Source organism: Achromobacter sp. NFACC18-2 (genome assembly GCF_900108985.1).
In the GTDB taxonomy this organism is placed as follows: Bacteria; Pseudomonadota; Gammaproteobacteria; order Burkholderiales; family Burkholderiaceae_B; genus Achromobacter.
In genome coordinates this window covers 139,487-165,220 of sequence record NZ_FNYM01000016.1, presented here as the reverse complement: position 1 = coordinate 165,220, position 25,734 = coordinate 139,487, and the positions used below count along the sequence as shown (strand labels likewise).

At 64.7% G+C, this 25,734-nt stretch carries 21 protein-coding genes and 3 tRNA genes; 14 read left to right on the top strand and 10 right to left on the bottom strand.

Annotated elements, in window-relative coordinates; translation table 11 throughout:
- Positions 1-12: 12 nt before the first annotated feature.
- Complete coding sequence (gene recN / locus BMW75_RS22690; protein ID WP_092581965.1) at positions 13-1,674, top strand: DNA repair protein RecN; 1,662 nt, start codon at positions 13-15, stop codon at positions 1,672-1,674.
- Positions 1,675-1,812: 138 nt separating this feature from the next.
- Here recN and fur read toward each other — a convergent pair whose 3' ends face one another.
- A complete protein-coding gene (gene fur, locus BMW75_RS22685; RefSeq protein WP_056321269.1) occupies positions 1,813-2,232 on the bottom strand; it encodes a ferric iron uptake transcriptional regulator in 420 nt (139 codons plus the stop codon).
- Between the two features lie 154 nt (positions 2,233-2,386).
- Between fur and BMW75_RS22680 the strand changes: the two genes are divergently transcribed.
- Both BMW75_RS22680 and dapB read left to right on the top strand, forming a co-directional pair.
- Positions 2,387-2,923 (top strand): outer membrane protein assembly factor BamE, encoded by a 537-nt coding sequence (locus BMW75_RS22680; protein WP_092581964.1) that lies wholly within the window; start codon positions 2,387-2,389, stop codon positions 2,921-2,923.
- 15 nt (positions 2,924-2,938) lie between these two features.
- A complete protein-coding gene (dapB, locus tag BMW75_RS22675; RefSeq protein ID WP_092581963.1) occupies positions 2,939-3,730 on the top strand; it encodes a 4-hydroxy-tetrahydrodipicolinate reductase in 792 nt (263 codons plus the stop codon).
- 56 nt (positions 3,731-3,786) lie between these two features.
- On the opposite strand, the gene murB is transcribed toward dapB, so the two are convergent.
- Positions 3,787-4,845: a UDP-N-acetylmuramate dehydrogenase gene (murB, locus tag BMW75_RS22670; protein WP_092581962.1), complete on the bottom strand. Its 1,059-nt coding sequence runs from the start codon at positions 4,843-4,845 to the stop codon at positions 3,787-3,789.
- 205 nt (positions 4,846-5,050) lie between these two features.
- On the opposite strand from murB, the gene BMW75_RS22665 reads away from it, so the two are divergent.
- A tRNA-Gly gene (locus BMW75_RS22665) sits at positions 5,051-5,126 on the top strand.
- Between the two features lie 103 nt (positions 5,127-5,229).
- Here BMW75_RS22665 and BMW75_RS22660 read toward each other — a convergent pair.
- From BMW75_RS22660 to BMW75_RS22645, 4 genes are read right to left on the bottom strand one after another with little or no spacing between them, the layout of a single operon-like run.
- The gene (locus tag BMW75_RS22660) at positions 5,230-6,573 is read right to left on the bottom strand and encodes a hypothetical protein (protein ID WP_092581961.1); all 1,344 of its coding nucleotides are present in this window, start codon (positions 6,571-6,573) and stop codon (positions 5,230-5,232) included.
- A complete protein-coding gene (locus BMW75_RS22655) occupies positions 6,570-12,815 on the bottom strand; it encodes an AAA domain-containing protein (protein WP_092581960.1) in 6,246 nt (2,081 codons plus the stop codon). Before BMW75_RS22655 ends, BMW75_RS22660 begins: the two co-directional genes overlap by 4 nt.
- Positions 12,812-13,465 (bottom strand): 4Fe-4S single cluster domain-containing protein, encoded by a 654-nt coding sequence (locus BMW75_RS22650; RefSeq protein ID WP_092581959.1) that lies wholly within the window; start codon positions 13,463-13,465, stop codon positions 12,812-12,814. Before BMW75_RS22650 ends, BMW75_RS22655 begins: the two co-directional genes overlap by 4 nt.
- On the bottom strand, positions 13,462-15,291 hold the full coding sequence (locus BMW75_RS22645; RefSeq protein ID WP_092581958.1) for an AAA family ATPase: 1,830 nt from the start codon (positions 15,289-15,291) through the stop codon (positions 13,462-13,464). The genes BMW75_RS22650 and BMW75_RS22645 overlap by 4 nt, the downstream gene beginning before the upstream one ends.
- Positions 15,292-15,621: 330 nt before the next feature.
- Here BMW75_RS22645 and BMW75_RS22640 point away from each other — a divergent pair.
- The 4 genes from BMW75_RS22640 (at position 15,622) to BMW75_RS22625 (ending at position 16,870) form a co-directional block, all read left to right on the top strand.
- A tRNA-Gly gene (locus BMW75_RS22640) sits at positions 15,622-15,697 on the top strand.
- A gap of 55 nt (positions 15,698-15,752) precedes the next feature.
- Positions 15,753-15,826 (top strand) — tRNA-Cys (locus BMW75_RS22635).
- 103 nt (positions 15,827-15,929) lie between these two features.
- Positions 15,930-16,268: a hypothetical protein gene (locus BMW75_RS22630; protein ID WP_092581957.1), complete on the top strand. Its 339-nt coding sequence runs from the start codon at positions 15,930-15,932 to the stop codon at positions 16,266-16,268.
- A gap of 2 nt (positions 16,269-16,270) precedes the next feature.
- Complete coding sequence (locus tag BMW75_RS22625; protein ID WP_092581956.1) at positions 16,271-16,870, top strand: DUF2946 family protein; 600 nt, start codon at positions 16,271-16,273, stop codon at positions 16,868-16,870.
- 82 nt (positions 16,871-16,952) lie between these two features.
- Here BMW75_RS22625 and BMW75_RS22620 read toward each other — a convergent pair whose 3' ends face one another.
- Positions 16,953-17,354: a DoxX family protein gene (locus BMW75_RS22620; RefSeq protein ID WP_076519072.1), complete on the bottom strand. Its 402-nt coding sequence runs from the start codon at positions 17,352-17,354 to the stop codon at positions 16,953-16,955.
- Positions 17,355-17,485: 131 nt separating this feature from the next.
- Here BMW75_RS22620 and BMW75_RS22615 point away from each other — a divergent pair, with 131 nt between their 5' ends.
- The 5 genes from BMW75_RS22615 to BMW75_RS22595 all read left to right on the top strand — a co-directional run bounded on the left by BMW75_RS22615 (position 17,486) and on the right by BMW75_RS22595 (position 21,676).
- Entirely contained in the window at positions 17,486-18,418 is a 933-nt protein-coding gene (locus BMW75_RS22615; RefSeq protein ID WP_076519071.1) for a LysR family transcriptional regulator, read from the top strand.
- Between the two features lie 10 nt (positions 18,419-18,428).
- Positions 18,429-19,010 carry an NUDIX hydrolase gene (locus BMW75_RS22610; RefSeq protein WP_076519070.1) on the top strand — a complete coding sequence of 194 codons (582 nt, stop codon included), beginning with the start codon at positions 18,429-18,431 and terminating at the stop codon, positions 19,008-19,010.
- Entirely contained in the window at positions 19,007-19,777 is a 771-nt protein-coding gene (gene aat / locus BMW75_RS22605; RefSeq protein ID WP_092581954.1) for a leucyl/phenylalanyl-tRNA--protein transferase, read from the top strand. The genes BMW75_RS22610 and aat overlap by 4 nt, the downstream gene beginning before the upstream one ends.
- A 55-nt stretch (positions 19,778-19,832) precedes the next feature.
- A complete protein-coding gene (locus BMW75_RS22600; protein WP_076519068.1) occupies positions 19,833-20,570 on the top strand; it encodes an arginyltransferase in 738 nt (245 codons plus the stop codon).
- A gap of 62 nt (positions 20,571-20,632) precedes the next feature.
- Positions 20,633-21,676: a quinone-dependent dihydroorotate dehydrogenase gene (locus BMW75_RS22595; RefSeq protein WP_076519067.1), complete on the top strand. Its 1,044-nt coding sequence runs from the start codon at positions 20,633-20,635 to the stop codon at positions 21,674-21,676.
- Positions 21,677-21,856: 180 nt separating this feature from the next.
- Here BMW75_RS22595 and phaP read toward each other — a convergent pair whose 3' ends face one another.
- Positions 21,857-22,435, bottom strand: a complete 579-nt coding sequence (gene phaP / locus BMW75_RS22590; protein ID WP_092581953.1) for a TIGR01841 family phasin — start codon at positions 22,433-22,435, stop codon at positions 21,857-21,859.
- 379 nt (positions 22,436-22,814) lie between these two features.
- Between phaP and BMW75_RS22585 the strand changes: the two genes are divergently transcribed.
- Positions 22,815-23,792 (top strand): tripartite tricarboxylate transporter substrate binding protein BugD, encoded by a 978-nt coding sequence (locus tag BMW75_RS22585; RefSeq protein WP_092581952.1) that lies wholly within the window; start codon positions 22,815-22,817, stop codon positions 23,790-23,792.
- A 103-nt stretch (positions 23,793-23,895) separates the two neighbouring features.
- Here the strand turns inward: BMW75_RS22585 and BMW75_RS22580 are convergent, their stop codons facing one another.
- Together BMW75_RS22580 and BMW75_RS22575 are read right to left on the bottom strand one after the other, a co-directional pair.
- Complete coding sequence (locus BMW75_RS22580; RefSeq protein ID WP_092581978.1) at positions 23,896-24,759, bottom strand: IclR family transcriptional regulator; 864 nt, start codon at positions 24,757-24,759, stop codon at positions 23,896-23,898.
- A gap of 150 nt (positions 24,760-24,909) precedes the next feature.
- Positions 24,910-25,725, bottom strand: coding sequence for a competence/damage-inducible protein A (locus BMW75_RS22575; protein ID WP_092581951.1), 816 nt, complete (start codon positions 25,723-25,725; stop codon positions 24,910-24,912).
- Positions 25,726-25,734 lie beyond the last annotated feature (9 nt).

Below are 25,734 nucleotides of genomic sequence, written 5' to 3'. Positions count from 1 at the left end.
TTGGCGCCCCCCATGCTGCGCACCCTGCACATCCGAGACTTCGTCATCGTCGAACAGACCGAGATCCACTTCGGTCCCGGCTTCACCGTCTTTTCCGGCGAAACCGGCGCGGGCAAATCCATCCTGGTGGATGCGCTGGCGCTCACCCTGGGCGAACGCGGCGACGCCAGCATGCTGCGCGAAGGCGCGGCCCGTGCCGACATCACCGCGGTGTTCGACACGCCCAAGGCGCTGCATGCCTGGCTGGCCGAGCGCGAAATCGACGCCGACGAAGAACTCTCGCTGCGCCGCGTCATCGACGCGCAGGGCCGCAGCCGCGCCTATATCAACGGCACCCCCGCCACCGTCGCGCAATTGCGCGAACTCGGCGACAGCCTGGTCGACATCCACGGACAGCACGCGCACCAGAGCCTGATGCGACCCGACGCCCAACGCGACCTGCTGGACGCCCACGGCGGCCATGCCGAGCTTCGCCACGCCGTGGGTCAGGCCTGGAAGCAATGGCGCGCCCTGGCGCGGCAACTGGAATCCGCCGAAAAAGACGCCGAGAGCCTGGCCTCCGAACGCGAGCGCCTGCAATGGCAGGTCGATGAACTCGACCAACTGAACCTCGGGCCGGACGAATGGGAAGCCCTGCAATCCGAACACACGCGGCTTTCCCACTCGCAGTCGCTGCTCGACGGCGCTTCGCAGATCCTCGAAGCGCTCGATGGCGAAGGCGACTCCGCCCATCACCGCCTGACGGCGGCCAACCAGCGCATCCAGCAGATGCTGCGGCACGATCCCGGTCTGAAGGGCGTCCAGGACGAACTTGAATCGGCCCGCATCGCCATCAGCGAAGCCGTGTCGGACCTGAACAACTACGTCAGCCGCGTCGAACTGGACCCGAAGCGGCTCGCCGACGTGGAAGCGCGGCTGGGACTCGTCTTCGAAACCGCCCGCAAGTTCCGCGTCGAACCCGACGCGCTGTGCGACCTGCGCGAATCCCTGCATTCGGAACTTGCCGCCCTGCAGGCCGCCGGGGACATCGACGCCCTGCGCGCCCAGGCGGCCGCGGCACAGGCGCAGTACGACACGGCCGCCGCCAAGCTCAGCACGGCGCGCCGCAAGATCGCCAAGGACCTCGGCAAGCAGGTCACGCAGGCCATGCAGACGCTGGCGATGCAGGGCGGCCGCTTCGAGCCCACGCTTGCGCCGTCCGCCCCTTCCGCGCATGGCAGCGAACAGGTTGAATTCCTGGTGGCCGGCCACGCCGGCACCACGCCGCGCCCGCTGGCCAAGGTGGCGTCAGGCGGCGAACTGTCGCGGATTTCGCTCGCGCTGTCGGTCATCGCCAGCCGTGCGGCGCGCGTCCCGACGCTGATCTTCGACGAAGTCGACAGCGGCGTGGGCGGCGCGGTCGCCGAAGCCGTCGGCAAGCTGCTGCGCGAACTGGGCGAGCGCCATCAGGTGCTGTGCGTCACCCACCTGCCCCAGGTCGCGGCGTGCGCCAACAACCAGTTCCTGGTCAGCAAGACCGAATCGCGCGGCACCACGCGTTCCAGCATCGAAGAACTGGACCCGTCCGCCCGCGTCGAAGAGATCGCGCGGATGCTGGGCGGCATGACGCTCACCGCCACCACGCGCGAACATGCGCGCGAAATGCTGGAAGGTTTCGGACAGGCGGCGTCTTAAGCCGCGCCCGCCCAGGAAGCTGCGCGCGCCCGATCCCCCCTGTCTGCGGACAACAAAAAGCCCCTTCTCTATGAAGGGGCTTTTGCGCTTGGCGGGGCCGTGGTCCAAGGGCCCGGCCTTCCGCTTGCCGATCCGGGTTCAACGACCCTTCAGGCAGCTTCCGCAAATGCCATACAGCACCATTGCGTGGCTTTCCAGCGCAAAGGCGTTGTCCTTGGCAATCTTCTGCTGGCGCTTTTCGATCTCGGGATCCGAGAATTCGACGACCTTGCCGCAGTTGGTGCAGATCAGGTGATCATGGTGGTCGCCGTCGTTCAGCTCGAAAACGGCCTTGCCGCTGTCGAACTGGCTGCGCGCCAGGATGCCGGCCTGCTCGAACTGCGTCAGCACGCGGTAAACGGTTGCCAGGCCGATTTCGACGTTTTCGCCGATCAGGGCGCGATAGACGTCTTCGGCGCTCAGGTGACGCTCACCGGATTTGCGGAAAATATCAAGAATCTTCAGGCGAGGAAAAGTCGCCTTCAAACCCATGTTTTTCAGTTCGCTTTGGTCGCTCATGGTGTAATCGCTCTCCGTCCGCGTTGGCATGGGCAAGGACAGGGGTCACCGCAAGACGGCTCGCCGAATTCATGCCGCCACGCGGAACTATCCTTATGAAACCTTTATGATAACGGTTTTGCTTGCTTCCAAATAATAGGGGCGCGTAGTGTCCATGTTTGCACGTATTCCCTCCCGCACGCTGAAGACCAGTTTGGCCATCGCCGCCCTGGCCGTTGCCCTGGCCGGCTGCACCTCGACCAAATGGGGCTTCCCGTACAAGGCCCCCGTCCAGCAGGGCAACTGGATCACGCAGGAGCAGGTTGCGCTGCTTCAGCCCGGCATGACCCGCGAGCAAGTCCGCTTCGCCCTTGGCAGTCCCACGCTCACCAGCGTGCTGCACGCCAACCGCTGGGACTACCCGTACTACTTCAAGCCCGGCTACGGCGACGCGCAGGAGCGCAAGTTCACCGTCTGGTTCGAAAACGACCGGCTCGTGCGATGGGAAGGCGACAAGCAGCCCGACCTGCAGCCCTACCAGATCAACACCCTGGACGCCGTCGCCGACGAAAAGACCGACCTGCGCCTGGACCAGGACGAAGCCCGCATGAAGCAAGAGCAGGACGAGCAAAAGCGGGACGCCGATGCGCCCGTCAGTCCGATCAACCAATACCCCGGCCAGCCCGGCAATGCGCCCGAGCCGCTGCTCTGACACCAAGGATTTCTTATGCGTATTGCTATTGCCGGCGCCAACGGCCGCATGGGCCAGATGTTGATCGAAGCCGTCCTGAAGGCCGACGGCCTGGAACTGGCCGCCGCGCTGGGCACCCCCGGCTCCAGCGCGGTCGGGCGCGATGCCGGCGCCACACTGGGCAAGCAGACGGGCGTGGCCATCACCGACGACCTGGATGCGCTGGCGGGCGCCGATTGCCTGATCGATTTCACCCGTCCCGAGGGCACCCTCAAGCATCTGCAGGCCTGCGTCAAGCACGGCGTGAAGGCCGTCATCGGCACCACCGGCTTTGACGACAACGGCCGCGCCGCGATCGAAGTGGCCGCCCAGAAAACGGCCATCGTGTTCGCCCCGAACATGAGCGTGGGCGTCAACGCCACGCTCAAGCTGCTGGACATGGCGGCCCGCATCCTGAACTCGGGCTACGACGTCGAAGTCTTCGAAGCCCACCACCGCAACAAGGTGGATGCGCCTTCGGGCACCGCGCTGAAGATGGGTGAAACCATCGCGTCCGCATGGGAAGTCGCGCTGCCTGACGTGGCCACCTGGAGCCGCCATGGCGACACCGGCGTGCGCAAGCCCGGCACCATCGGCTTTTCGGTACTGCGCGGCGGCGATATCGTCGGCGACCACACCGTCTCGTTCTGCGGCATCGGCGAGCGCATCGAGATCACGCACAAGTCGTCCAGCCGCGCGACCTACGCGGAAGGCGCGCTGCGCGCGGCGCGCTTTCTCGACGGCAAGCACAACGGGCTCTACGACATGCAATCCGTGCTGGGACTCTGAGTCCTGGCGCCAAAAAAACAGGACCCCGCGGGGTCCTGTTTTTTTGGGCCGGCGGATCAGACCACCACGGGTTCTGGTTCCAGTTTCACGCCGTAGCGCTCGGCCACGGCATCCTGCACGGCGCGCGCCAGGCCCATGATGTCGACAGCGGTGGCGCCGCCACGATTGACCAGCACCAGCGCCTGGCGGTCATGCACGCCCGCCGCGCCCAACGCCCGGCCCTTCCAGCCGCACTGGTCGATCAGCCAGCCCGCCGCCAGCTTATAGCGGCCGTCTGGCTGCGCGTACGACACCAGACCCGGAAAACGCCCCGCTAGCGCATCGCGTTGCGCGGCCGGGACGATGGGATTCTTGAAGAAGCTGCCCGCGTTGCCGGTGACTGCCGGGTCCGGCAGCTTGGTCCGACGGATGTCGCAGACCGCCTCGAACACATCGCGGGCGCTGGGCGCCGCGCCCGACAGCCGCGCGTGGCGCTGCAGGTCGGGATACGCCAGCACGGGACGCCACGGCCGCGGCAGGGAAAAACGCACACGCACGATGATCCAGCGGCCGGGCTCGTCATGCTTGAACGCGCTGTCCCGATAAGCGAAACGGCAGTCGTCCGCCTGCATGTCGACGTAGCGCCCTTCGCGCACATCCCAGGCCGTCAGACTGTGAAAGCGCTCCTGCAGTTCGACGCCGTAGGCGCCGATGTTCTGCACGGGCGCGGCGCCCACGGTGCCAGGAATCAAAGCCAGGTTTTCCAGGCCATCCCATCCCTGCGCCACGCATGCCGACACAAAGCCGTGCCAGCTCTCCCCGCCCGCGGCTTCCACAAGCCACGCTTGCGGTCCGGCCTCCAACAGACGCACGCCCTGGAACGCGACGCGCGCAACCAGACCCGGCACGCGTTCGGGCAACACCAGATTGCTGCCGCCGCCCAGCACCAGCAGCGAGCGCGCCTGGCTTGCCAGCGCCGACAGGGCGGGCAGTTGCGCGGGGTCGCGCAGCGTGACGAAGGCGTCGGCCCGGGATGCCAGCCCCAGCGTATTCAGCCCGGTGAGGTCCTGCACGGCCGGGGACAAGGACTCGGACGCGACAGATTCGGGCGTGAGCCCCCCGAAGGAATTTGACATGGATGCTACGAGGTGTGCTATAGTTGCGGTCTTCGCTCAGTTTACTTGATTGAGTGCTTGACCCGAACCAAAGCCGGCAAGACAGGCTTTAAATCAAGCTCAGGACAAGCTCAAAAAATCGTGCTAGACTGCGCGCCTTCTGATCGATAACCAAGTTGATCAGAGTGAATAAGAAATGCGGTTCTGAGCAGTTTACGGAACCAATGCGGGAGTAGCTCAGTTGGTAGAGCGCAACCTTGCCAAGGTTGAGGTCGCGAGTTCGAGACTCGTCTCCCGCTCCAGAATTTTTGTCTGTGAACGCGCCTGTCGTTCATAAATGACTAAAAAAAGCCGAAAACGTCGAGTTTTCGGCTTTTTTTTTGTCTATCGCGCCGAGAAGCGCGCCTATTTCAGGCTGCGGATTTGCGTTGTCCCGTGTTCGGTCTGCTGTGCACCGGACACCAGCTTGAGCGGCACCGCACCGACGCCCAGCGCGCGCTCGATCAGCAACTCATCGCCCCGGCTTGCCAGCAGATCCTGCAACTGACCGAACTCGCCGCACCACATGGATTCGACTTCGCTATCGCGCGACACGTCTCGGTGGGGATCGGTCGTCACCACCCGGACCTGCATACGAGCGGCCTGCCCCCCCACCTCAACACCGTAGCCGGGCACCGACGGCTTCTTGATCACCACACGGCCATCATTGGCCCATGCGGTTTCCATGCCATCGTGAACCTCATAGCCGAGTTTCGCCAAGCCGCCCAGGACTGCGCGGCGCCGGGCCTCGGCCGCGTGTTGCTGTTGCGCCTGCGCGACCAGAGCCTGCCCCGATTCGACCAAGGTCTCCATGACAGTGATCGACGCGTCTGCGCCTAGCTGACTGGCTCGCTCGGCAAAGGCTGCCGCGTCGGCATCTGAATAGGCGCCTAGCTCCGCACCCAGCTCTTGCAGCGCCTCGCGCGCTGCGCGCCGCTTACAAGCCGTCTCGATCGCGCCGGCCAAGTCCAGCGTCAGGCTGTCCATCAAGAGCCTTCCGCGCGCCCCATTGGCCTCCTGGTCCAGCGCCAGCAGCCTGGCAGAGAACTCGGCAGCCTCGGCCTGCCCCAAGTGGACGGCGGCTTCGCCGATGTGCCGGTCCAACCTTGTAATGACCGGATCGCGGTCCAGCGCCGCGTTGGCCGCCTTCCACGCCTGGACATCCATGGTGGTATCGGAGAACGACCGCAAACCTTCGGCCAGTGCTTCCTGCGCCGCGCTGAGCGCCGTGGGAGCGGCGGGCGCCAACAGGCTAAAGGCCTGGGCCAGCACAGTCTCGGCATTGTCCTGCGTACGGCCAGCGCGCATCGCCTCGAGCGATTCGCCCAATTCGGCCGGAATCGCGGTGCCTTTCGTTTTCAGCGCGCGCAGCGCCGTCGCCGCACCATGGCGCGAGTGGCGTTCGCGCCTGGCCGCCTGTTCCGCCTTATCGGCCGCCGCCTGCTGCCGCTTGGCAACGTCGGCTTTCAGGAAAGCGATCTCGTCCGGTACTTGCTCCAGCAACCGCACCAGATCGTCGGTTTCCATCAGGGCCGCGAGCGACACGCCGCGCCGCCGGGTCGCGGCAATCTCCTCATCCGATAACATGCCGCAGCGCTGCCCCTCGGCTGCCCAGGATGCAATGGCCTGGTCAAGCCGCTTCAACAGGCCGTCGGCCGTCGCCCGCATCTGCTCCCGCGTGACCAGCACCACCACCTTCGGACCGCTCATGCCGCCACCTCCTGTCCCATGGCAAGTTCCACCGCTTCCTTCAAACGCGCCCTCTCAGCCTCGGGCTCCTGATACCAAGCCTGCGAAGAAACGCGGTGCAGTTTCGGGATCGCACGACCCAGCACTGAAGGGCGCCAGATCTCCCGGGCCCTGGCGCGCATCAATAGAGGATGCCGCGGCGCATCGCATTCGATGCCGATCGCATACAGGCCGGTTTCCGGATCGGCGATGGCGAAATCCAGGCCGAAGGCATCGCCTTCCTGAGCCGGCACCGCCGAAACACCCAGCGTAGTCAGATACGCAAGTACATCGGCCACGAAGCCATCTGCGGCGTCGACTTGACGTAACCTGGCGTGCGCCCGCTCGCTGCTCAGCCTCCCCATCAATGCGCGCCCCGCGGCAAGCTCGCCGTTCGACATGGCGCGGGCGTACTCCATATAGCTCTGCAGATAGTCGCGCGGCATACTCGGCCGGCGTTGTGTGGTCAGCATGTCGGAGATCTCGCGTATCGGCATTGATGAGACCAGCACCACTTTCTGACGCGCGCGCGTAACCGCCACGTTCAGGCGCCGCTCGCCCCCCTTCTGCCCCAGAACACCGAAGAGGCGCCGGAAGGTGCCTTGGCCATTGCGCCCAAAGGTCGTCGAGAACACGATTACGTCACGCTCGTCTCCCTGAACATTCTCGACGTTCTTCACGAAGACGGCCATGTCCTCGCCGCGTTCCACCCGCTCCAGCTCTTCGCGATAGGCATTCCTAAACGCCTCATCCTCTTCGGCGCGCTGTTCCAAACGCTCCTGAATGAGATCGGCCTGCTTGCGATTGAAGGTGACCACGCCCAGCGAGGGACGCTGCCCGGCCTGCAACTGCCAGACGCCGGCCAGGTAATCGACCACGCGGTCCGCCTCCGCGCTGTTGGTCTGCTGTTCATACAGGCCGTCCACCTGAATCAACTCCAGCGGTTGGACTTCGCGCACCGTGGAATCGGGATGACGCACGGGAACGCTCAATGTGTTGTCGTAGAAGGCCACGTTTGAAAAGCTTATCAATTCACGATAGGCCGAGCGATAGTGGATCTGCAAAGTCGAAACTGGCAAGGCGCTGCGCGCCAGTTGCAGCAAATCCGGGCAGTCCTTGATTTCACGCCGGTTCCACGTGTCTTCGAATCGCTCACGTTCGTCCTCGGTCGCGGCTTCATCCGGCAGCCCGCCGTCATAGACCTCGGCCTCATCACTTTCCGCCCGGCTCGAAAAGAACGCCGTCGGCGGCATCTGCTTCTCGTCCCCGCTGACAATCGACAAGCCGCCACGGAACAACGTCGGAATGGCATATTCCACCGGCATTTGCGAGGCTTCGTCATAGACGACGGTATCGAACAGGCCAGGCTTCAGTGGCAGCACGCGGCTGGCCACATCAGGATTCATGAGCCAGACAGGCCGAATCGCCATCAGGCCCAGCCCCGAGCCCAGTTCAATGAATTCGCGCAGGCGCCGCGAACGGCGGCCTGTCAGGCGCGTTATGTCGTCCCAGGCCCGTGCAGATCCGAGCCGAGAACGGTCTATTCCGTTTCGCAGCACTTCGCGGTTGAGCTCGCGCATCTTCTGATCAGCCTCGGCCAGGGACCGAATCTTGGACGTGGTTTCCGCCTGGTCGAGCAGCAACTCCGGATTGTCCTGCTCCATGCGGCGCTTCCAGCCCAGCCTGGCTTCACGATTGATCACGCGTCGCACCGCAGCGTCCAGATCGCCCGGCGGCAGTGCAGTTAACGCCGCCTCGCAGCCACGCATGATCGCGAAAACCTCCAGCGCCTCGGCGCTGAGGTGGCGCGCCCGGGTCCGGAATTGCTGATAGGCCGCGAGCGTGGGCAAAGCGTCGCCGATGCGGTTCAAGGGCGCCTGGTAGCTGACATTCTGCGCGATGGCCTTGCGGCAGGCCGCCACCAACTCAGGGGACAACGATTCTTCCAGCGGCGCCAAGGCTTCCAGGCTGTGCAGGCGGACGTTATGCCGTACAAAAGCCGCCTCGAAGCCGTCGAGCAGTTGCTCGACCGGTCCGACGTCGCCAGTCATGACCGCTGATTCGAACTCGTCGCCGCGCGGCGCAACCGCGAGATGCTCTGCAAGCTCTCGAATCTCCTCAACCTGGCGCAAACGCGCGAGGCAAGCGTCGGCCAGGCCGAGCACTTCAGATGCGACCACCTCCGCCAGGCCAAGCTCGCGGCTGATCCGGTTCAGCTTCGCGCGCAGCGGCCGCGCGCTCTGCTCCAGCCGGCAGGCAGCCAGGAGCTTGAGCAGGGCTTCATCGCCCTGGGCCGCCCCGGCTGACTTGATAAAGGCCATCAGGTTGCCACGACGCAGGTAGCCTAGCGGGTTCAGGCGGGACCAGAAACTGGACGGGCGCGTCGCCAGCGCGACCTTGGCCTCCAGTCGATCCAGTTCCTGATCGTTCAGCCGCACGACGGCAGGCGACAACACCGCGTCGTGATCGGCGTTCGCAAGCGCCAGCAGTTCGCGGTGCAACTCGCCTAAGGCCGCATACAGGCGCTGCCCCTCGGCGTCCGGATTGCCGGCAGGCCGGAACAAGGGCAGCCATTGCGCCAGATGCTTGCGCTGCGTCTCGTCCAGGGCGACGAGACGGCTTGCATTGACGTCCAGCCAGGCCCGATAGGGCGCGGGGTCGTCGATGTCGAAGCGTGCGGGATGTGCGACCAGCGTTTCGACGCGAACGCGCTCTGCCTCGCAGAATCTGGCGAACAACGCATTAAAGCCCTCCAGCGTGGCTGCGTCGGTCGCAAATGGCAGAAGCAGCGCCAGGGCGCTGCCCTCGAACTTCGCCGGCAGCCAATACCGTGCGAGCGGTGCGCACTGCTCTTCCAGCGTCGTCAGCGCCGAGATATCCAACGCCGCGAGCCTGCTGCGCAGCTGCGGCACACTGACGGGCGGCGTGCCAGCCTCCAGATGGATCAGCTCGCCGAGCAGGCTTCGGAAGCTCAAACCCGTCAACGCGTCGACCTGATGCAGCGCCATGTGCTGCCGGTCAAGCTCGCCCTCCAAAGCTTCGATCCGGGCTGCTACGCGTTCGCGTTGGCGAATCCAACCATGATCGAACGATGTTCCGCGGAGTATGGCCTCCAACTGCTCGCGCACGGCGCGTATCGTCGGCTCTCTGTCCTTGTTCACATCGTTGACCATCACGACGCGGTCGCCCAGGCCCTCCGCGACCAGGCGCTTGTGCACCACTTCCAGCGCAGCATGCTTCTGACAGATGATCAGAAGGCTCTGACCGCGCCCGATCGCGTCGGCGACCATATTGACGATGGTCTGACTCTTGCCAGTGCCCGGCGGGCCTTCGACAAGCAGGCCCGGTTCCTGTCGCGCTTGCAGAATCGCCGCTTCCTGCGAAGGATCGCTCGCCACCGTCAGGTAGCGGTCAATCTCGGCGGACGCCGCCGAAGACGCTTCGTAGGCCGATTTATCCTTGAGCCGCAGCATGGATTCGAGCGCGGTGCCAGATGGCGACAACTGCTTGAGCTGTCGCAAGTCTTCGCCAATGGCCTGCCCTGCGAAATCCACATGGAACAAAACCGCCGCGCTGACGATTCGAGCGCTGCCGGCAGGCATATCGATGGCGAGCGGCGGCAACGCGCGGAGTTGCCGGCCCTCCACGTCGGCCAGCAGGCCGAACGCATCGACGACATCGCTTGCCTTCAACGCCGACCGCCCCAACACGTCGCCGGCCGCCGCGCGCCAGGCCTTGACCGCCTCCCGACCCAGCAGGCCTTCCAGCGCCGGATTCAGGCGAATTTCTTCGCGCTCGCCGTCAAACGCCAGGGACACCTGTCCGCGCGTTCCCAGTTCCATCAGCAGCTTGATCGGCCATAGCAAAATCGGGGCAATCCGCGGACGGATGGAACTGCGATGCTCTTTATGCAGCAGGAAAGGAAAACCCACATACAAGCCGTCTATTCCGGTATCGCGCTTGTAAAGCGAGGTCTGCCGGTGCAGCGTGTGCAGGCGGTACTCCAGCATCGGCGCCGCGCTCAACACGGCGGGATCGACCGGCACCGGCTGCGCATTGCGCGCCACCAGATGATCGAGCAAGGCGCCGCTGCGACTGCGCTCGCCGTTCAGCTCGCTCAGATCGATACGGCCTGTCGTCTTGCCGATGCTCATCCGCACCAAAGGCCCGCGCATGACCGTGGTCGCCACCTTCTTCTCGAAAAAATCGAGTACCTGAACCACGTATTGCTGTTTTTGGGGCTCAAGCCATTGCTCCGGCGGTACCGACAGCAGAACAAGCGCCTGATGCAGGGGCAGGCGGCGCTCGATACGGAACTGGTCCGCCCAGTCGTCAAGCGTCTTGTTGCCCGTTCGCGCAAATCCCGCGATCCGCTCGTCGACGGCGCGGAACAGATCGGGACGGGACAGCGCCAGCGCGGGACGCGCCGCTTCGCGCTCAAACAGCAGAATGCTTTCGCGTTGCGCCACCTCGGCCGCCTGATCGAGAATCTCTTCCACCGAGCGAAACTGCGAAATCGCCGCGCTCAGCAAGACGATCAGGTCTTCTTCGCTCAGGGATCGCCGCTCTGACAGGGACAGCAAGCCCGCGTGGTCGGCATCCGGCAGCAACAGTCTGCGTGCTTCCCATTGCGCCGCCAACGAGGCGCGCGAGGTCGACAGCAGCGCCACCCGCACCATGTCCTCATCGAGTGCGATGTCCAGATTTCTTGCGCGTTGCCGCACCTGTTCCGCGCGGGCGCGCAGCCGGGAGATCCAACTTTCGGTATCCAGCTTTTCCAGATAATCCGGTATCGGGCCGGTCACCAGGTCATAGCCCTCCAGGGGATGCTGCAGCAGCCAGCCCGGCGTGACGATGTCGCCACGCAGAATCAGCGGCATGTCCGGATTCAAGAGCTTCAGCGCGATCATCAGGCGGCCGTCGTCGTCAACCCCGTCGAGCTGCATGGCCTGGCGCAATCCCGCCAGCGTCCGGGCGCTGGCGCCCGCTTGCTCCGCCCAGGTCAGCACCACACCACGGTTGAAATGGTCGCGAGCCTCTTCCCAGTTTTCGCTCTCCGCCGCGGCCAGCGCGAACACCGCCGGCCGGCGGAATTGCCGCGAACCCAGTGCGATGGTGGCACCCTCCTCGGCATCGGCCTCTATCTGGCTTGCCGAAGGCGCCGCCACCGGTTCGCCGTCCAGCCAGGCTTTGACCTGGGACCATTGCCATCGCTGGTGCCGGTCGCGGGCGAGCAGACCGCGCAACAGCAGATGCAGCGAGGGGTCCATATCATCCGGCAGCGCGACCCCGTTGGCCAGTACGTGGATCAGGAAGGCATGCGGATTGACGCCTTCAAAGCAGCGACCATGAGTCAGTTGTTCCAGCAGGATCATGCCCAGGCTCCACCAATCGGATGCCGGAGCAACACCGCCAGCGATTGCCTCGGGCGCCATATAGCGCGTCGTTTCCAGCGGCGACACGATGTCCAGGTCAAACTCCGACAAGCGAGCCGAGCCGAAGCCGCTGATGACCAGGTCCAGCGGATCGCGGCTGCGCACCAGCAAGGTCGCCGGCCGCAGATCGCGATGTCGCAGTCCTACCTCGGAGAACGCATGCAACGCCTGCCCAAGTTCGTCGACAACATGACGGACGGCGGCGGCATCTAGCATGGCGATGCCAAGATCGGCCAGCGTGCCGCCGCTCATTTCCTCGGCGACCTCATACGCGCGGCCGTCCCAGCGGCCGGTCGCGATGATTTCCGGCACATGGCGTTTCGCCAGGCGGCGAAGCACATCGTAGACAGCAGGATCCGGCTCCGCGCCCGGACGGTAAAGCGTCAACACCGCCTGGTGGTCCGTGTCCTGCTGCTGCGCGAGATAGCGTTCGCGCACCCCATCGGTGCTGGATATCTGCCGCACCAGCCGCCAGCCATCGATCCGGGTCTCGTCGGGTTCCGCCGCTGCCTCGCTGCCCAAGGCCACTGCATCGGCGACATCCCCGCCACACTCCAGGCACATCAGGTCGCCTTCGCTCATGGGGTGGCCATTGACGCATGCCAGCGACTGCGGCGCATGGTCTTCCTTCCTGGCCTCGATGGTTTTGACTTCGTGCGGTCGCCATCCTTCCGCGCGTATCGGCACCTGCGACAAATCCCAGTTGCACTCCACTCCGTGGATCGTGCCGGCGCAGAAGAACTCTTCCACCGATCGCTCGGTGTGGCAGTTCGGGCAATAGCGCATCATGACTGCTGATTCCTGTCTTTTCTGTCTCGCGCCTTAGCGGCGCTGGTCTGGACGTGATGGCCCTGATCGGCCAATAGCTCGCGCAATCGCTGGAAATCGCCGCGCGAAGGGATGCCCGCGAACCACACGCTGCCATCGCCGTCGAACATCACGTCAAGCGCCTTGGCGGGGCGAGGCAACGCGGAAAATCGCTGCCTGCCCAGCGGCGTGAGGCAATGCAAGCGCTGGTTGTCGCTGCCTCGCAGCGCCAGCGTCTGTGACGCGGCCATATCGAAGGGGTCGGAAATCAAGCCGTCGATCAGGCCGTCGGCGGTGACCAGCACATCGGCCAGTTGCTCGTAGGCGTGGCCGCTATAGACCAGCACGTCGCCCGCCGACAGCCGCCGCACGCCGCGCAAGAGCGCGAGCAGCGCCTCTGGCTGATCGAAAGGTTCTCCGCCCGATATCGTGAAACCGTCTGCCTCCGGCGCCCAGGCCCGCAGTTGCTCCAATACCACATCAACCTGAGTTTCCCCGCCTGCCGGCGACCAGGTGTCCATCGAAATGCAACCCGGACAGCGGATGGAACAGCCCTGAAACCAGATTCCGATTCGGCGCCCAGGTCCCAGTGTGGTCACGGGAAAATGCAGGCGCGAGATCCGGATATTCATGGGCCGTATTTTTCCAGATGGAAGGCTCCCGCATCGATGCCCGAGATCGTAAATCGATCGCCAGGCTGCGCGTCCTGATCGAATAAACACCGCGCCAGCGGATTGAGCAAATGCGCCTCAAGCTGGTTGCGGATGCCGCGGCCGCCGTTGGACAGGTCGCCGATGCAGCGCAACTGCAGCGCAGTCCTGGAAACGTCCGTGATTTCCACGGTGATGCCCAACGCGGCAATGTCCGCCAGCATGGCGCGCACCATCTGCTCGAATATCTCGATCGCAACCTCATTGCGGATGAAGTCGAACACGATGATGTTCTCGCCGATGCGGTTCAGAATTTCAGGGCGGTTGAGCACCAGCTTGAAATGTTGCTGGATCTCGCCCAGCACGTTCTTCTGGATATCCTCGAAGCTATCGGCCGGATGGACATTGGCCACCCGCTGGCCGGTCTCGTCCTGGCGATAGATGCCCAGGTTGGACGTGAAAACGATCAGCGCCTCGGAGAAATACACCCGATCGCCCCGCCCGGAAGTCAGCACGCCGTCGTCGAGAATCTGCAGAAACTTGTCGAGGATGCGCGGGTGCGCCTTCTCGATTTCATCGAACAGCACGACGCTGAACGGCCGCTCACGAATCGCATTCGTCAGCTCGCCGCCCACGTCATAGCCAACGTAGCCAGGCGGCGCGCCGATCAGGCGCTGGTCCGCGTGTTCAGCGCTGAACTCCGACATGTCAAAGCGGATGTAGGCGCTTTCGTCGCCAAACAAGAGGCTGGTGACCGTCTTGGCGAGTTCGGTTTTTCCCACGCCCGTCGGCCCGGCCAGAAAGGCGACGCCGCGCGGCCGGTTGCCCTTGCGCTGCGTGCCGACGCCAGTCATGGCACGCTTGACAAGATCAAGCATGTGGGTCACCGCATGCGCCTGGCCTTTGACGCGACGGCGGATAAACGCCTCGGCATTGCGGATTTTGTCGCGATCGATCCGCAGCCACGGATCTTCGGTTACGCCGACCTTATAGCGCCGCACCGCATCCGCGATATGCTCGATCGGCACCTCTTCAACGCGTGCCAGCGTGGCGATCGCGTTCATATCGGCCAGCAGCAAGCCTTCGGAACCGTCCACGAAAGCCGATTCGGCCTCGGCCAACGCTTCGGGCATCGCATCCCTGCCCCCGGGAACGCCCCGCAGCAAAGCGCCCGCCAACGCGCGCCGCGCGGCGCTGTCCGGCTTGGATACCGGAACGTGCCGAATGCGCGGATTTTCAATCAACAGCCAGTCGGGCAGATCGCCTTCTTTGTCGACGACCCAGATCACCGTATTGAAGAAGGGCTTGCGCGAATCGCCTGCCGGGCGCGCGGCGGCGCTATGCGCCAGCACCAGAGCCCGGGTGAACAAGGCATGTTCCGCAGCGCTCAGTGTTTCGCTGCGGATGGCCAGGCGCGATGCGAAATCGACGATCAATGCTACCGGCATGCCGGTCAAGGCAACTACCCGCTCCAGACAAGCGGTAAGCGCATCAATGCCGCCCGGCGCCGCCCCATCCAAAGGAGTCAGGCCCAATCGGCGCAAGGTCTCGTCCGCGGGCTCAGCCGGCGCCTGCGCACTATCGGGCACCGTAAACCCCGTCACGGGATTCCAGACGACGAGTTGGGCATAACCGGCGTCGCGTAGATTGTCGGCCAGCGCGTTGACCAGCGGTTGCGCAGTCACCAGTCCCGGCGCCACCTCGCAAGCCTGCAGATCGCGCACATTCCCGGACAGAACGAATTGGCTTTTAAGGGGAAGAAACCTTAGCGTGTCCCGTAACCATCTGGGCTTGACGTAGGCAGACATAGTTTGGCGGCGACGGCGAAAAAAGGACGCAAAACGTTACCACACGCTGATCAAGCCCACCAACGCGGCAATTCGCGGGGCAACGTGAACGAGGCGGCAGAACGAACAAGAATTTCGATTGGGCAAATCCCAGTCTTCGAATCCTGGTCTTCGTTTCGACGCCCCGGGGTCGGAATGACCTCTTTCACGACTAAAGACTAGACCCGCCCCCCATGCAGACCCGCTTGATACATGAAGGAATTAATGTATACTCTCGCCTCGCTGATCGGACAGCCGCCCGAATCCTGAAAATTCAAACGGACCTTCAGCAACGCGCGATGCATGCAAATCGCGGGAGTAGCTCAGTTGGTAGAGCGCAACCTTGCCAAGGTTGAGGTCGCGAGTTCGAGACTCGTCTCCCGCTCCAAATACAAAGAGGAAGCAACGGCCAACACCGCGCTTCCTTTTTTCTTGCAAGTGCTGGCGCAATGGCAGAGTGGTTATGCAGCGGATTGCAAATCCGTGTACGTCGGTTCGATTCCGGCTTGCGCCTCCAGCATCTTTTCTTCCCCCTCCCCCAGCATCTCGTTACCCATCACTACGCCCGGTCAGCCGGATGATTGCTATGGTGACCCCGTTTTCATTTGAACGATGAGTCCATGCATAACATCTCGGTTTCGCAGCCGCGCGCGAGCCATCGCGCCTCTTTCCTGACCCTGTCCGCCGCCGCGCTGATTGCATTGGCGCCGGTTGCCGCCGAGGCGGGCGACCGGCACCATCATCACCACCGCCATAAAGGCGGGGAGTACAAGGAAAAGTACTGGGATGGCGCCTGTAAGGTCGAGCGCAAATGGAAGCGCAACGGCGACTACAGCGAAAAGCGCAAGTGCCGCGACGACTATGCTTATGGTTACGCGCCGCAGCCCGTGGCGGTGCCCGTGATGCCGGCAGCGCCCGCCATCGTCATCAACCCGCCCCCGATCATCATTCGCCCCTGACCATGGACCAATCGGTGAAAGACGCCCTCGCCCGCTGGCCGAACGTGCCGGCGGTGTACGGCTGGCTGTCGCTCGATGCGCGCGGACGCTGGCGCCTGCATCCGCAGGGCCTGGCAAACGAAGGCGGGCCGGGCGAACCGATCACCAACACGCAGATCCTGGATTTCATCAGCCGCAATTACGACCACGATGATTCGGGCCGCTGGTTTTTCCAGAACGGCCCGCAACGGGTCTACGTGCGGCTGGACGCGGCGCCTTATGTGCTGCGCCTTGCGGACGACGGCCGCGGACTGGTCACGCACACGAACGCGCGCGTCGCATCGGTCAGCGGCTGGTGGCTTGATGATGAGGGCCGGCTCTACGCGACGACGCCCCTGGGCGCAGGCATCGTGCTGGACCGCGATCTGCAACCGCTGCTGGACAAGCTGCGGATGGCAGACGGGGCGCCGCTGCTGGACGCCCTGGCGGCCATGGCGCCCGGCCAGTCGGTCCCTGCGGTGTACGACGATGTCTACGCGGCCGCGCCGCTGGAATCGATCGCGCAGGCGGATATTGCCGGACGGCTGGGCTTTGAGCCGCGCCCGCAGGCCGATCCGGCCTGACTGCGTCAGGGCTGCCTGCGAAAGTCCCGATCAGGGATGGCGCATCCGGGCCGCTTGCGGCCCGGCAGGCTGATCCTTGCGATCAGCGGCGGCCGCTTTTGACCAGCGCGAACTTGCCGTCGCCCAGCAGCGCCAGCACAGCCGCCGCCACGGTCAGGAAAATGGGGTATTCCCAGCCACCGCCCGGGTTGCCGAACCCCCAGCCATTGCCGAAGTGGACGGTCGAGGCAACGAAAAGCTGGATCACCGCCACAGCGGCCACCCAGCGCGGCACAACGCCCAGGATCAACAGGATGCCCGCGGCCACTTCAAAGAACGTGACGGGATAGGCCAGCCATCCGGCAAAGCCGATCTTCCCGAAGAACTGCGCGGTGCCGGGCAGCGTGAAAACGAGCAGCTTGGTCAGGCCATGGGCCAGGAACATCACGCCAAGCGCCACGCGCAGCAGCAGCGCGGCGTAGGGCGCGGTACGGGTATCGATCATTGCAGTCATCCTTGTGCGGAAAAGCGAAGCTCCCGGTTCGGGAGAATTCTTCTGGGGCGTATTCTTGCGATTCCAAAAACAAAGATAAACATGCAGAATTGCAAATTATTGTTCCCCGAAAGGAAACAATCTTGGATACCCATACTGCCATGCAGACCTATGCCAAGGTCGTCGAACTGGGCTCATTCGCGGCGGCGGCCGACAAAATGGGCCAGGCGCGTTCCGTGGTCACCCGGCAGATCGCCTACCTGGAACAGAAGTACGGCGTGCGGCTGCTCAACCGCACCACGCGCAAGCTCAGCATGACCGATGCGGGCCGGGCATTCTACGAGCGCGTGCGCCCCATCCTGGCCGAGGTCGCCGACCTGGAGCTGTCGCTGCAGGCCGAGGGCCAGCGGCCCAGCGGCCGGCTGCGGATCAGCGCGCCCGTGTCTTTCGGCATCCTGCACCTGGGCCCGGCCATTGCCGAGTACCTCCTGCGCTATCCCGACGTGGTGATCGACCTGGACCTGAACGACCGCGTGGTCGACCTGGTGGAAGACGGCTACGACGTCGCCGTGCGCATCGGGCCGCTGGTGGATTCGTCGCTCGTGGCCCGTCCCCTGGCGCCCCAGCAGTTGCTGGTCTGCGCCGCGCCGTCCTACCTGAAACAGCACGGCGCGCCCCGCGTGCCCGAAGACCTGAAGCAGCACCGCTGCCTGCACTATGCCTACGCCAGCACGGGCAACGAATGGCACTTCGAGAAGGACGGCGTAACCCACCTGGTGCGCGTGAATGCCGCGCTTCGGGCCAATAACGGCGACGTGCTGCGCACGGCGGCGCTGGCGGGCCACGGCATCATCCTGCAGCCGGAATTCCTGGTGGGCGAGGATATCCGCGCGGGACGCCTCACGGCGCTCCTGACGGACTATGCCCACACGCCCATCTCGATGGTGGCCGTCTACCCGCACCGGCGATTCCTGTCGCCGAAAGTGAGGTCCTTCGTCGAACACCTGGAAGCGCGCTTCGGCAGCCCCGCCGCCACGCCACCGGGCCGGCGCGCCACGCCCCGCCGCAGCCGTTAGAATCGTACCCATGACCGCCAAACCGCCCCTCGAATACTTCCCCGCCCCGCGCCGTTCCCATTTCTGCAGCCAATGCGGCTCGCCGGTAAACCGCCGGGTGCCGGAAGGCGACAACCGCGAGCGCGACATCTGCGATCACTGCGGTGCGATCCATTACCAGAATCCCCGGCTGGTGGTCGGCACCGTGCCCGTCTGGGACAACCGCGTGCTGCTTTGCCGCCGCGCGATCGAGCCGCGCTACAACACCTGGACGCTGCCCGCGGGGTTCATGGAGCTGGGCGAGAGCACCGCACAGGGCGCGGCGCGCGAAACGCTGGAGGAATCCGGCGCAAAGATCCAGCTGGGAGAGATCTACACCATCATCGACGTGCCGCAGATTGAACAGGTGCATGTGTTCTACCTGGCGCAGGCGTTGGGTCCGGAGCTGGATCCCGGGCCCGAAAGCCTGGAGGCCCGCTACTACGACGAGGCCGACATTCCCTGGGACGACCTGGCCTTTCGCACCGTCGCGAGCACCCTGCGCCTCTTTTTCGAGGACCGCAAGCGCGGCACCTTCGGTCCTCACCACTACACCCTAGAATCGCACCGTTGAAACTGCCCTGGCTTGCCGCCGATACCCCGTTCCCTCCTGCGGAATTCGCGCTGACGGATCCGGACGGCCTGCTGGCCGCCGGGGCGGACCTGTCCACGGCCCGGCTGACCCAGGCGTACTCCAACGGCATCTTCCCCTGGTACTCGGAAGGCGAGCCCCTCCTGTGGTGGAGCCCGGATCCGCGGATGGTGCTGGCCGTCAAGGATTTCGCGCCGTCCCACTCGCTGCGCAAGCTGCTGCGGCAGATCGCCGCCCGGGAACACGACGCCACCCCGCGCGTGCAGGTGCGGGTCGACACCGCCTTTGCGCGGGTCATGGCCGCCTGCGCCGCGCCGCGCGATGGCCAGCCCGGCACCTGGATCACGACGGCCATGCAGGAGGCCTACCGGGACTGGCATGCCGCGGGGGTCGTGCACAGCATCGAAACCTGGATCGACGGCGAACTGGCGGGCGGGCTCTATGGAATCAGCCTGGGACGCATGTTCTTCGGCGAATCCATGTTCACGCGCGTGCCCAATGCGTCCAAGCTGGCGCTGGCTTACCTGGTGCGCTACCTGGATGCCCAGGGGGTCGAATGGATCGATTGCCAGCAGCAGACGCGCCACCTGGCCAGCATGGGCGCCCGCCCGCTGCCGCGCGAACGTTTTCTGCGGCACGTGCGCACCGCCACGGCGCAACCGGGCATCCCGTGGTCCCGCGGCACGCTGGACAGCCAGGGCCGGCTGCATCCGGACGCAGCCGGGGACGCGGATTGCAGGGTGGGTTAGGCGTTAATATTAGCCATTCCCGTCACAGGCTTGCCGCCGTCATGCGGGATTTCCAATGAGCCAGCTCAAAGAACTTCCCTTCTCCACGCTGCAGTTCTATGCAACCGCCCCCTACCCCTGCAGCTATCTGCCAGGGCGGCAGGCCCGGTCGCAGGTCGCCGCGCCCGGCCATCTGATCAATGCGGGCACGTATTCCCAGTTGGTCGAACAGGGCTTTCGCCGCAGCGGTCTCTTTACCTACCGCCCCCATTGCGACAACTGCCAGGCGTGCATTCCGGTGCGCGTGGATACGGCGGGCTTTGCGCCCAATCGCAGCCAGCGCCGCGCGTGGCGCAACCATCAGCACCTGCAGTCGTTTGTGGCGGAGCTGGCCTGGTCTCCCGAGCACTACCGGCTGTACACGCGCTACCAGCAGGGACGCCATCCGGGCGGCGGCATGGACGAAGACAGCCGCACGCAATACGCCCAGTTCCTGCTGACCAGCCGCGTCAACACCCGGCTGGTGGAATTCCGCGACCCCGAGGGCGTGCTGGTGATGGTCTCCATCATCGACGTGCTGGACGACGGCCTTTCCTCGGTCTACACGTTCTATGACCCCGATATCGCCGACGGCCTGGGCACCTACAGCATCCTGTGGCAGGTCGAACAATGCCGCGCGCTGAACCTGCCGTGGCTCTACTTGGGCTACTGGATCGCGGAAAGCCGCAAGATGTCCTATAAGTCCGCCTTCCGGCCGGCCCAGTTCCTGGTCGACGGCGAATGGCGCGACAACGCGGAGCGCGCGCCCGCCTGATTTCCCCGGCAGCCATGCCGCGGCCGCCAGGGACGGATCAATTCCCTCTACAATTCCGCCCCATGTCTATCCTCTTCCACGCCTATCCCCTGGCCCGCCCGGCGCTGTTTGCCATGGACGCGGAAACCGCCCACGACGTCACTTTGTCCGGCCTGCAGCGCGCCTATGACTGCGGCGCCACGCGCAAGCTCCTGCACGCGCAACCCAAGGCGCCCTGCACGCTGATGGGGATGCAGATGGCCAATCCGATCGGGCTGGCGGCCGGCCTGGACAAGAACGGCGCCTATATCGACGCGCTGGGCAACCTGGGCTTCGGCTTCATCGAAGTCGGCACGGTCACTCCGCGCGCGCAGCCCGGCAATCCGAAACCCCGCATGTTCCGCCTGCCGCGCGCCAATGCGCTGATCAATCGCCTGGGCTTCAACAACCAGGGCCTGGACGCCTTCCTGGCCAACGTGCAGCGCAGTTCATGGCGCCAGCAAGGCGGGATTCTGGGCCTGAACATCGGCAAGAACGCCGATACACCCATCGAGCGGGCGGCCGACGACTACCTCATCGGCCTGGAAGGCGTGTATCCGCATGCCGACTACGTCACCGTGAACATCTCGTCGCCCAACACCAAGAACCTGCGCGCGCTGCAAAGCGGCGACGAGCTCTCTGCGCTGCTGGGCCAACTGGCCGACAAGCGGCGCGCGCTGGAAGACCGGCACCAGCGCCGCGTCCCCATGGCCGTGAAGATCGCGCCCGACCTGACGCACGAGCAGATCGACGCCATCGCAGAAATCCTGCCGCGGCACGGCATCGACGCGGTCATTGCCACCAACACCACGCTGTCGCGCGATGCGGTGCAGGGGCAGGCCCATGCGGAAGAGGCCGGCGGCCTGTCCGGCGCGCCCGTGCATGAGCTTTCGCTGGCGGTCATTCGCCGCCTGAAGGAAAAGCTGGGAGGCAGCCTTGCCATCATCGGCGTGGGCGGCGTACTGTCGGGCCGCCAGGCGCGCGAAAAAATGGACGCCGGCGCCGACGCGGTCCAGCTCTATACGGGCCTGATCTATCGCGGGCCGGCGCTGGTGGGTGAGTGCGTGCGCGCCGTGGCGCGCCGCTGACCGGCAGGGGCACCGGCGAAACGTCCGGCGCAAGCGCCGGCAAAGGCTCCGGCAGCAGTTCAGGCAAAAGCCTTGGACAAAAAAAAGGGGCCACCCTGTGGGTGGCCCTAATTCCAGCTCTGCTCTGTCACTCAACAGTACTACATTACTGCGATTTGCGCATCACTGCGCGCCAAATACTTAGGCGCTGCGGCGGGTGCGGTTGGCAACCTTGGTGGCGGCATCGGCAGCATCCGTTGCAGCCTTGAAGGTCGCGTTGGCGGCGGCATTCAGGTTCGACTCGGCGACTTCGGCGGCCTGCTTGGCGGCCTTGGTCATCGAATCGTAGGCGCTGGTCGCGGTGGCCAGCGAGGACTTGATCAGGGCCACGGCGCTTTCGGAGCCGGTCGGGGCGTTCTTGGAGAACTGGTCGACGGCTTCGCTCAGTTGCTGCTGGCTTTCGGCGATCTGTTCTTCGGTCAGCTTGACCAGGCTGCCTTGCACACCGGCGACGATGTCGTACACGTGCTTGGTGTAGGCCAGGGCCTTTTCGGCGCCCGGTTGCAGCAGGCCCGTGGCGAACGCCGCGGCTTCCTGCGGATCCTTCACTTCAGCCGCTTGCTGCGACTTCTGGGCGACTTCGTCCAGCGTGGCCTTGACGACCTTCAGGTTCAGCTCGACCAGCTTTTCGAAGCCGGCGAACACGGCCGTCTGGGCGGCCACGATGGTGTTGATGCTGGCCTTTTGACGGTCCAGGACTTGTTGCGGAATAGCGCTCATAGAATGCTCCTCTTAGGGTAGCCGGAGGATGTCCGGCGAGTAAGGATGGTTGTCTGCGACGAAATAAACGTGCGCGGAAACTGGTACTACAAGCTACCGCCGGCCCGTTTGATGCACTGCACAATTGCCATTCTAGGCCGAGCAAAAAACTTGTCAAGCGGTTTTTGTGCAGCGCAACAACTGTTTGCACTTTTCCGGTGCGCCCGCCCGCCGCGCTTGATCCTGCTCAACGAATTTCCATGACTCGGGAAATACCGGACATGACGCGGTATCAATTCTTTTCTACACTGCTTTCACGCTGATGACAGACAAATACCAATGACATGTCAGCGGTTGATAACTACATCGCAGCAAGCATAAACCTGCAATCGGAGACTTCATGACCCTGATCCCCCGCACGCTTTCGGCCCTGCTCGCGGCCGGCGCCCTGCTCGCGGCCGGCACCGCACACGCGGAATTCCCGGAGCGCCCCATCAACATGGTGGTGCCGTTTGCGGCAGGCGGCCCGACCGACAACGTCGCCCGCTCCCTTGCGGAAGCCATGCGCGCCAGCCTGGGCCAAACGGTCGTGGTCGAAAACAAAGGCGGTGCCGGCGGCACCATCGGCACCACCCAGGTCGCGCGCTCGCAACCGGACGGCTATTCCATCCTTCTGATGCATGCGGGCTTCTCCACCGCGCCCTCGCTCTACAAGAATCCGGGGTACGACCCCTACACCAGCTTCCAGCCGATCGGCCTCGTGGTGGACGTGCCGATGACCATCGTCGCACGCTCCGATTTTCCGCCCAACAACATCGGCGAGCTGGCGGATTACCTCAAAAAGAACAAGGACAAGGTTTCCCTCGCCAACGCCGGCATCGGCGCCGCCAGCCACCTGTGCGGCACCATGCTGGTCGAAGCCCTGGGCGTGCAACTGCTGACGATCCCGTACAAGGGCACGGCGCCCGCCATGAACGACCTGCTGGGCAAGCAGGTGGACCTGATGTGCGACCAGACCACCAACACGACGCAGCAGATCGAAGCCGGCAAGGTGAAGGCCTACGCCGTGACCAGCCTGAAGCGCGTTCCCACCCTGCCCAACCTGCCGACCATGGACGAGTCCGGCTACAAGGGCTTTGAAGTCGGTATCTGGCATGGCATGTGGGTGCCGAAGGGCACGCCGCAGCCCGTCGTGGACAAGCTCGTCAAGAGCCTGCAAGCCGGCCTGGCCGATCCCAAGTTCCAGGATCGCATGAAGCAGCTGGGCGCCACCGTGCTGACGTCCGAAGCCAATCCGCAGTCGCTGGAAGCCAAGGTCAAGCAGCAGGTTCCGCAGTGGGCCGAGCTCTTCAAGAAGGCCGGCATCGAAAAGCAATAAGCGCGGCCGCGAGGCCGTCCGCCACGCGGGCGGCCTGTTGCGACGATCGCCCCAAAACAGAAGCCCCCTTGCGGGGGCTTCGTCTTTTTGGGCTTGCCGTGGACTACGTCCGCATGGCTTCGGCCGCCATGCCCAGGCCGTTGAACCCGGTGGAGACCGAGGGCTCGTAGCCGAGGGCCTCGGAAATGCTGGCGGCCGTGTCGACCAGGGCCTTGATCCAGTCATCCTGCAGGCGTTCGGCGGGAGCCGAGATGGAAAGGCCCGCCACCAACTTGCCCGTATCGTCGAAGATGCCGGCCGCGATACAGCGCACGCCGAGTTCAAGCTCTTCATTGTCGCGGGCGTAGCCATGACGCCGCACCAGGGCCAGTTCGCGTTCGAGCTTGTCCAGGTCGGTCAGGCTGTTGCGCGTATGGCCGGCAAGGCCCGTGCGCAGCGCGTAGGCGCGCACCTGGCGGGTGTCGCCGGTGGACAGGAACAACTTGCCCGTGGAGGTGAGGTGCAGCGGCGCCCGCCCGCCGATGGCGCGCACCACCTGCATGCCCGAGCGTTCGCTCCAGGCGCGGTCGATGTAGACGATCTCGTCGCCCTGCTGGACCGAAAGATTGATGGTCTGCCCCGTGAGCTTGTGGAGCGAACGCATGGCGGGAATGGCGGCTTCGCGCACATTGAGCCGCCCCTTGACCAGCGAACCCAGTTCCAGCAGACGCATGCCAAGCTGGTACAGGCCGTTGTCGACCCGTTCGACATAGCGCCCCACCACCAGGTCATTCAAGATGCGGTGGGCCGTCGACGCATGCAGGCCGGTGGTCGCGGAGAGTTCCTTGAGCGTGACCGGATCAGGCTGCGCGGCCAGGGCGTCGAGCAGGCGCATCGCGCGTTCGATGACCTGGATGGCGATGGGATGCGCGGAAGCGCCTTCGGTCTCGGCGTCCAGCGGATTACGGGGAGTAGGAAGGCGGGTCATGGAAAATTTGGGCTGGCGCCGCAGCGCCCAGGGTGCACGTTGCGGCATTGCAGCAAACAGTTCTTTCCCGTATTGTGAAATTTAGCGCGGCGTTTGGCAATCAGAATTTGATTAAAAGGCGCAACCGGCGGTGTCTTGCAAAAACGCGGCTCAGGCCGCCGCGGGCGGGGCCAGCTTGCCACCCAGGCGCAGCACTTCGGCGCGCAGGAACTCGAGCGCCTCGGCCGCCGCCTCGGGTTCGCCCTTAACGCCGAGCTCGATGTGAGGCATGCCGCCGGCCTCGCCGACGCTGGGCAGGCTGAAGGCCCGTACGCCGGACCAACGGCTTTCGACGCTGACCATCGACGGGGTGATGCGCGATTCAGGCATGCTGAAAACCAGGAACGAATGCTCGACGTGGGCACGCACATGTTGCAGCGCACGATAGCGCGTATCCAGCGTCCATTCCAGCATTGGCCAGGCCATCACGGGAAAGCCCGGCACGAAGGTATGGTCCTTGATGAAAAAGCCGGGGATCCGGTTGTACGGATTGGGGACGATCTCGCAGCCTGCGGGAAACATGCCCATCTGCAGCCGCTGCTGGTTTTCGGGCGCGCTCATGTCGGCGGTGCCCTGCCCCTTGGCGGCCATTTCCTGGGTGCGCAGCGCGATGGCCGCCTCGGCCTCCGGGTGCAGCGCCAGCGGCAGGCCCAGCGCGGCCGCCGCGGCCTGGCGGGTATGGTCATCCGGCGTGCCGCCGATGCCGCCGCAGGAAAACACCACGTCGCCGCTGGCGAAGCTGCGCTTGTAGGCGTCCACCAGGCGGTCGCGCTCGTCCGGGAGGAATTCGGCCCAGCTCAGGTGCATGCCCCGCGCGCTCAGCATCTCGACGATCTTGGAAAAATGCTTGTCCTGGCGCCGGCCCGAGAGGATTTCATCTCCGACGATGATGAGGCCGATGCGGCGGGCGTTGGATTCTGCAGCCATGTCCGATTC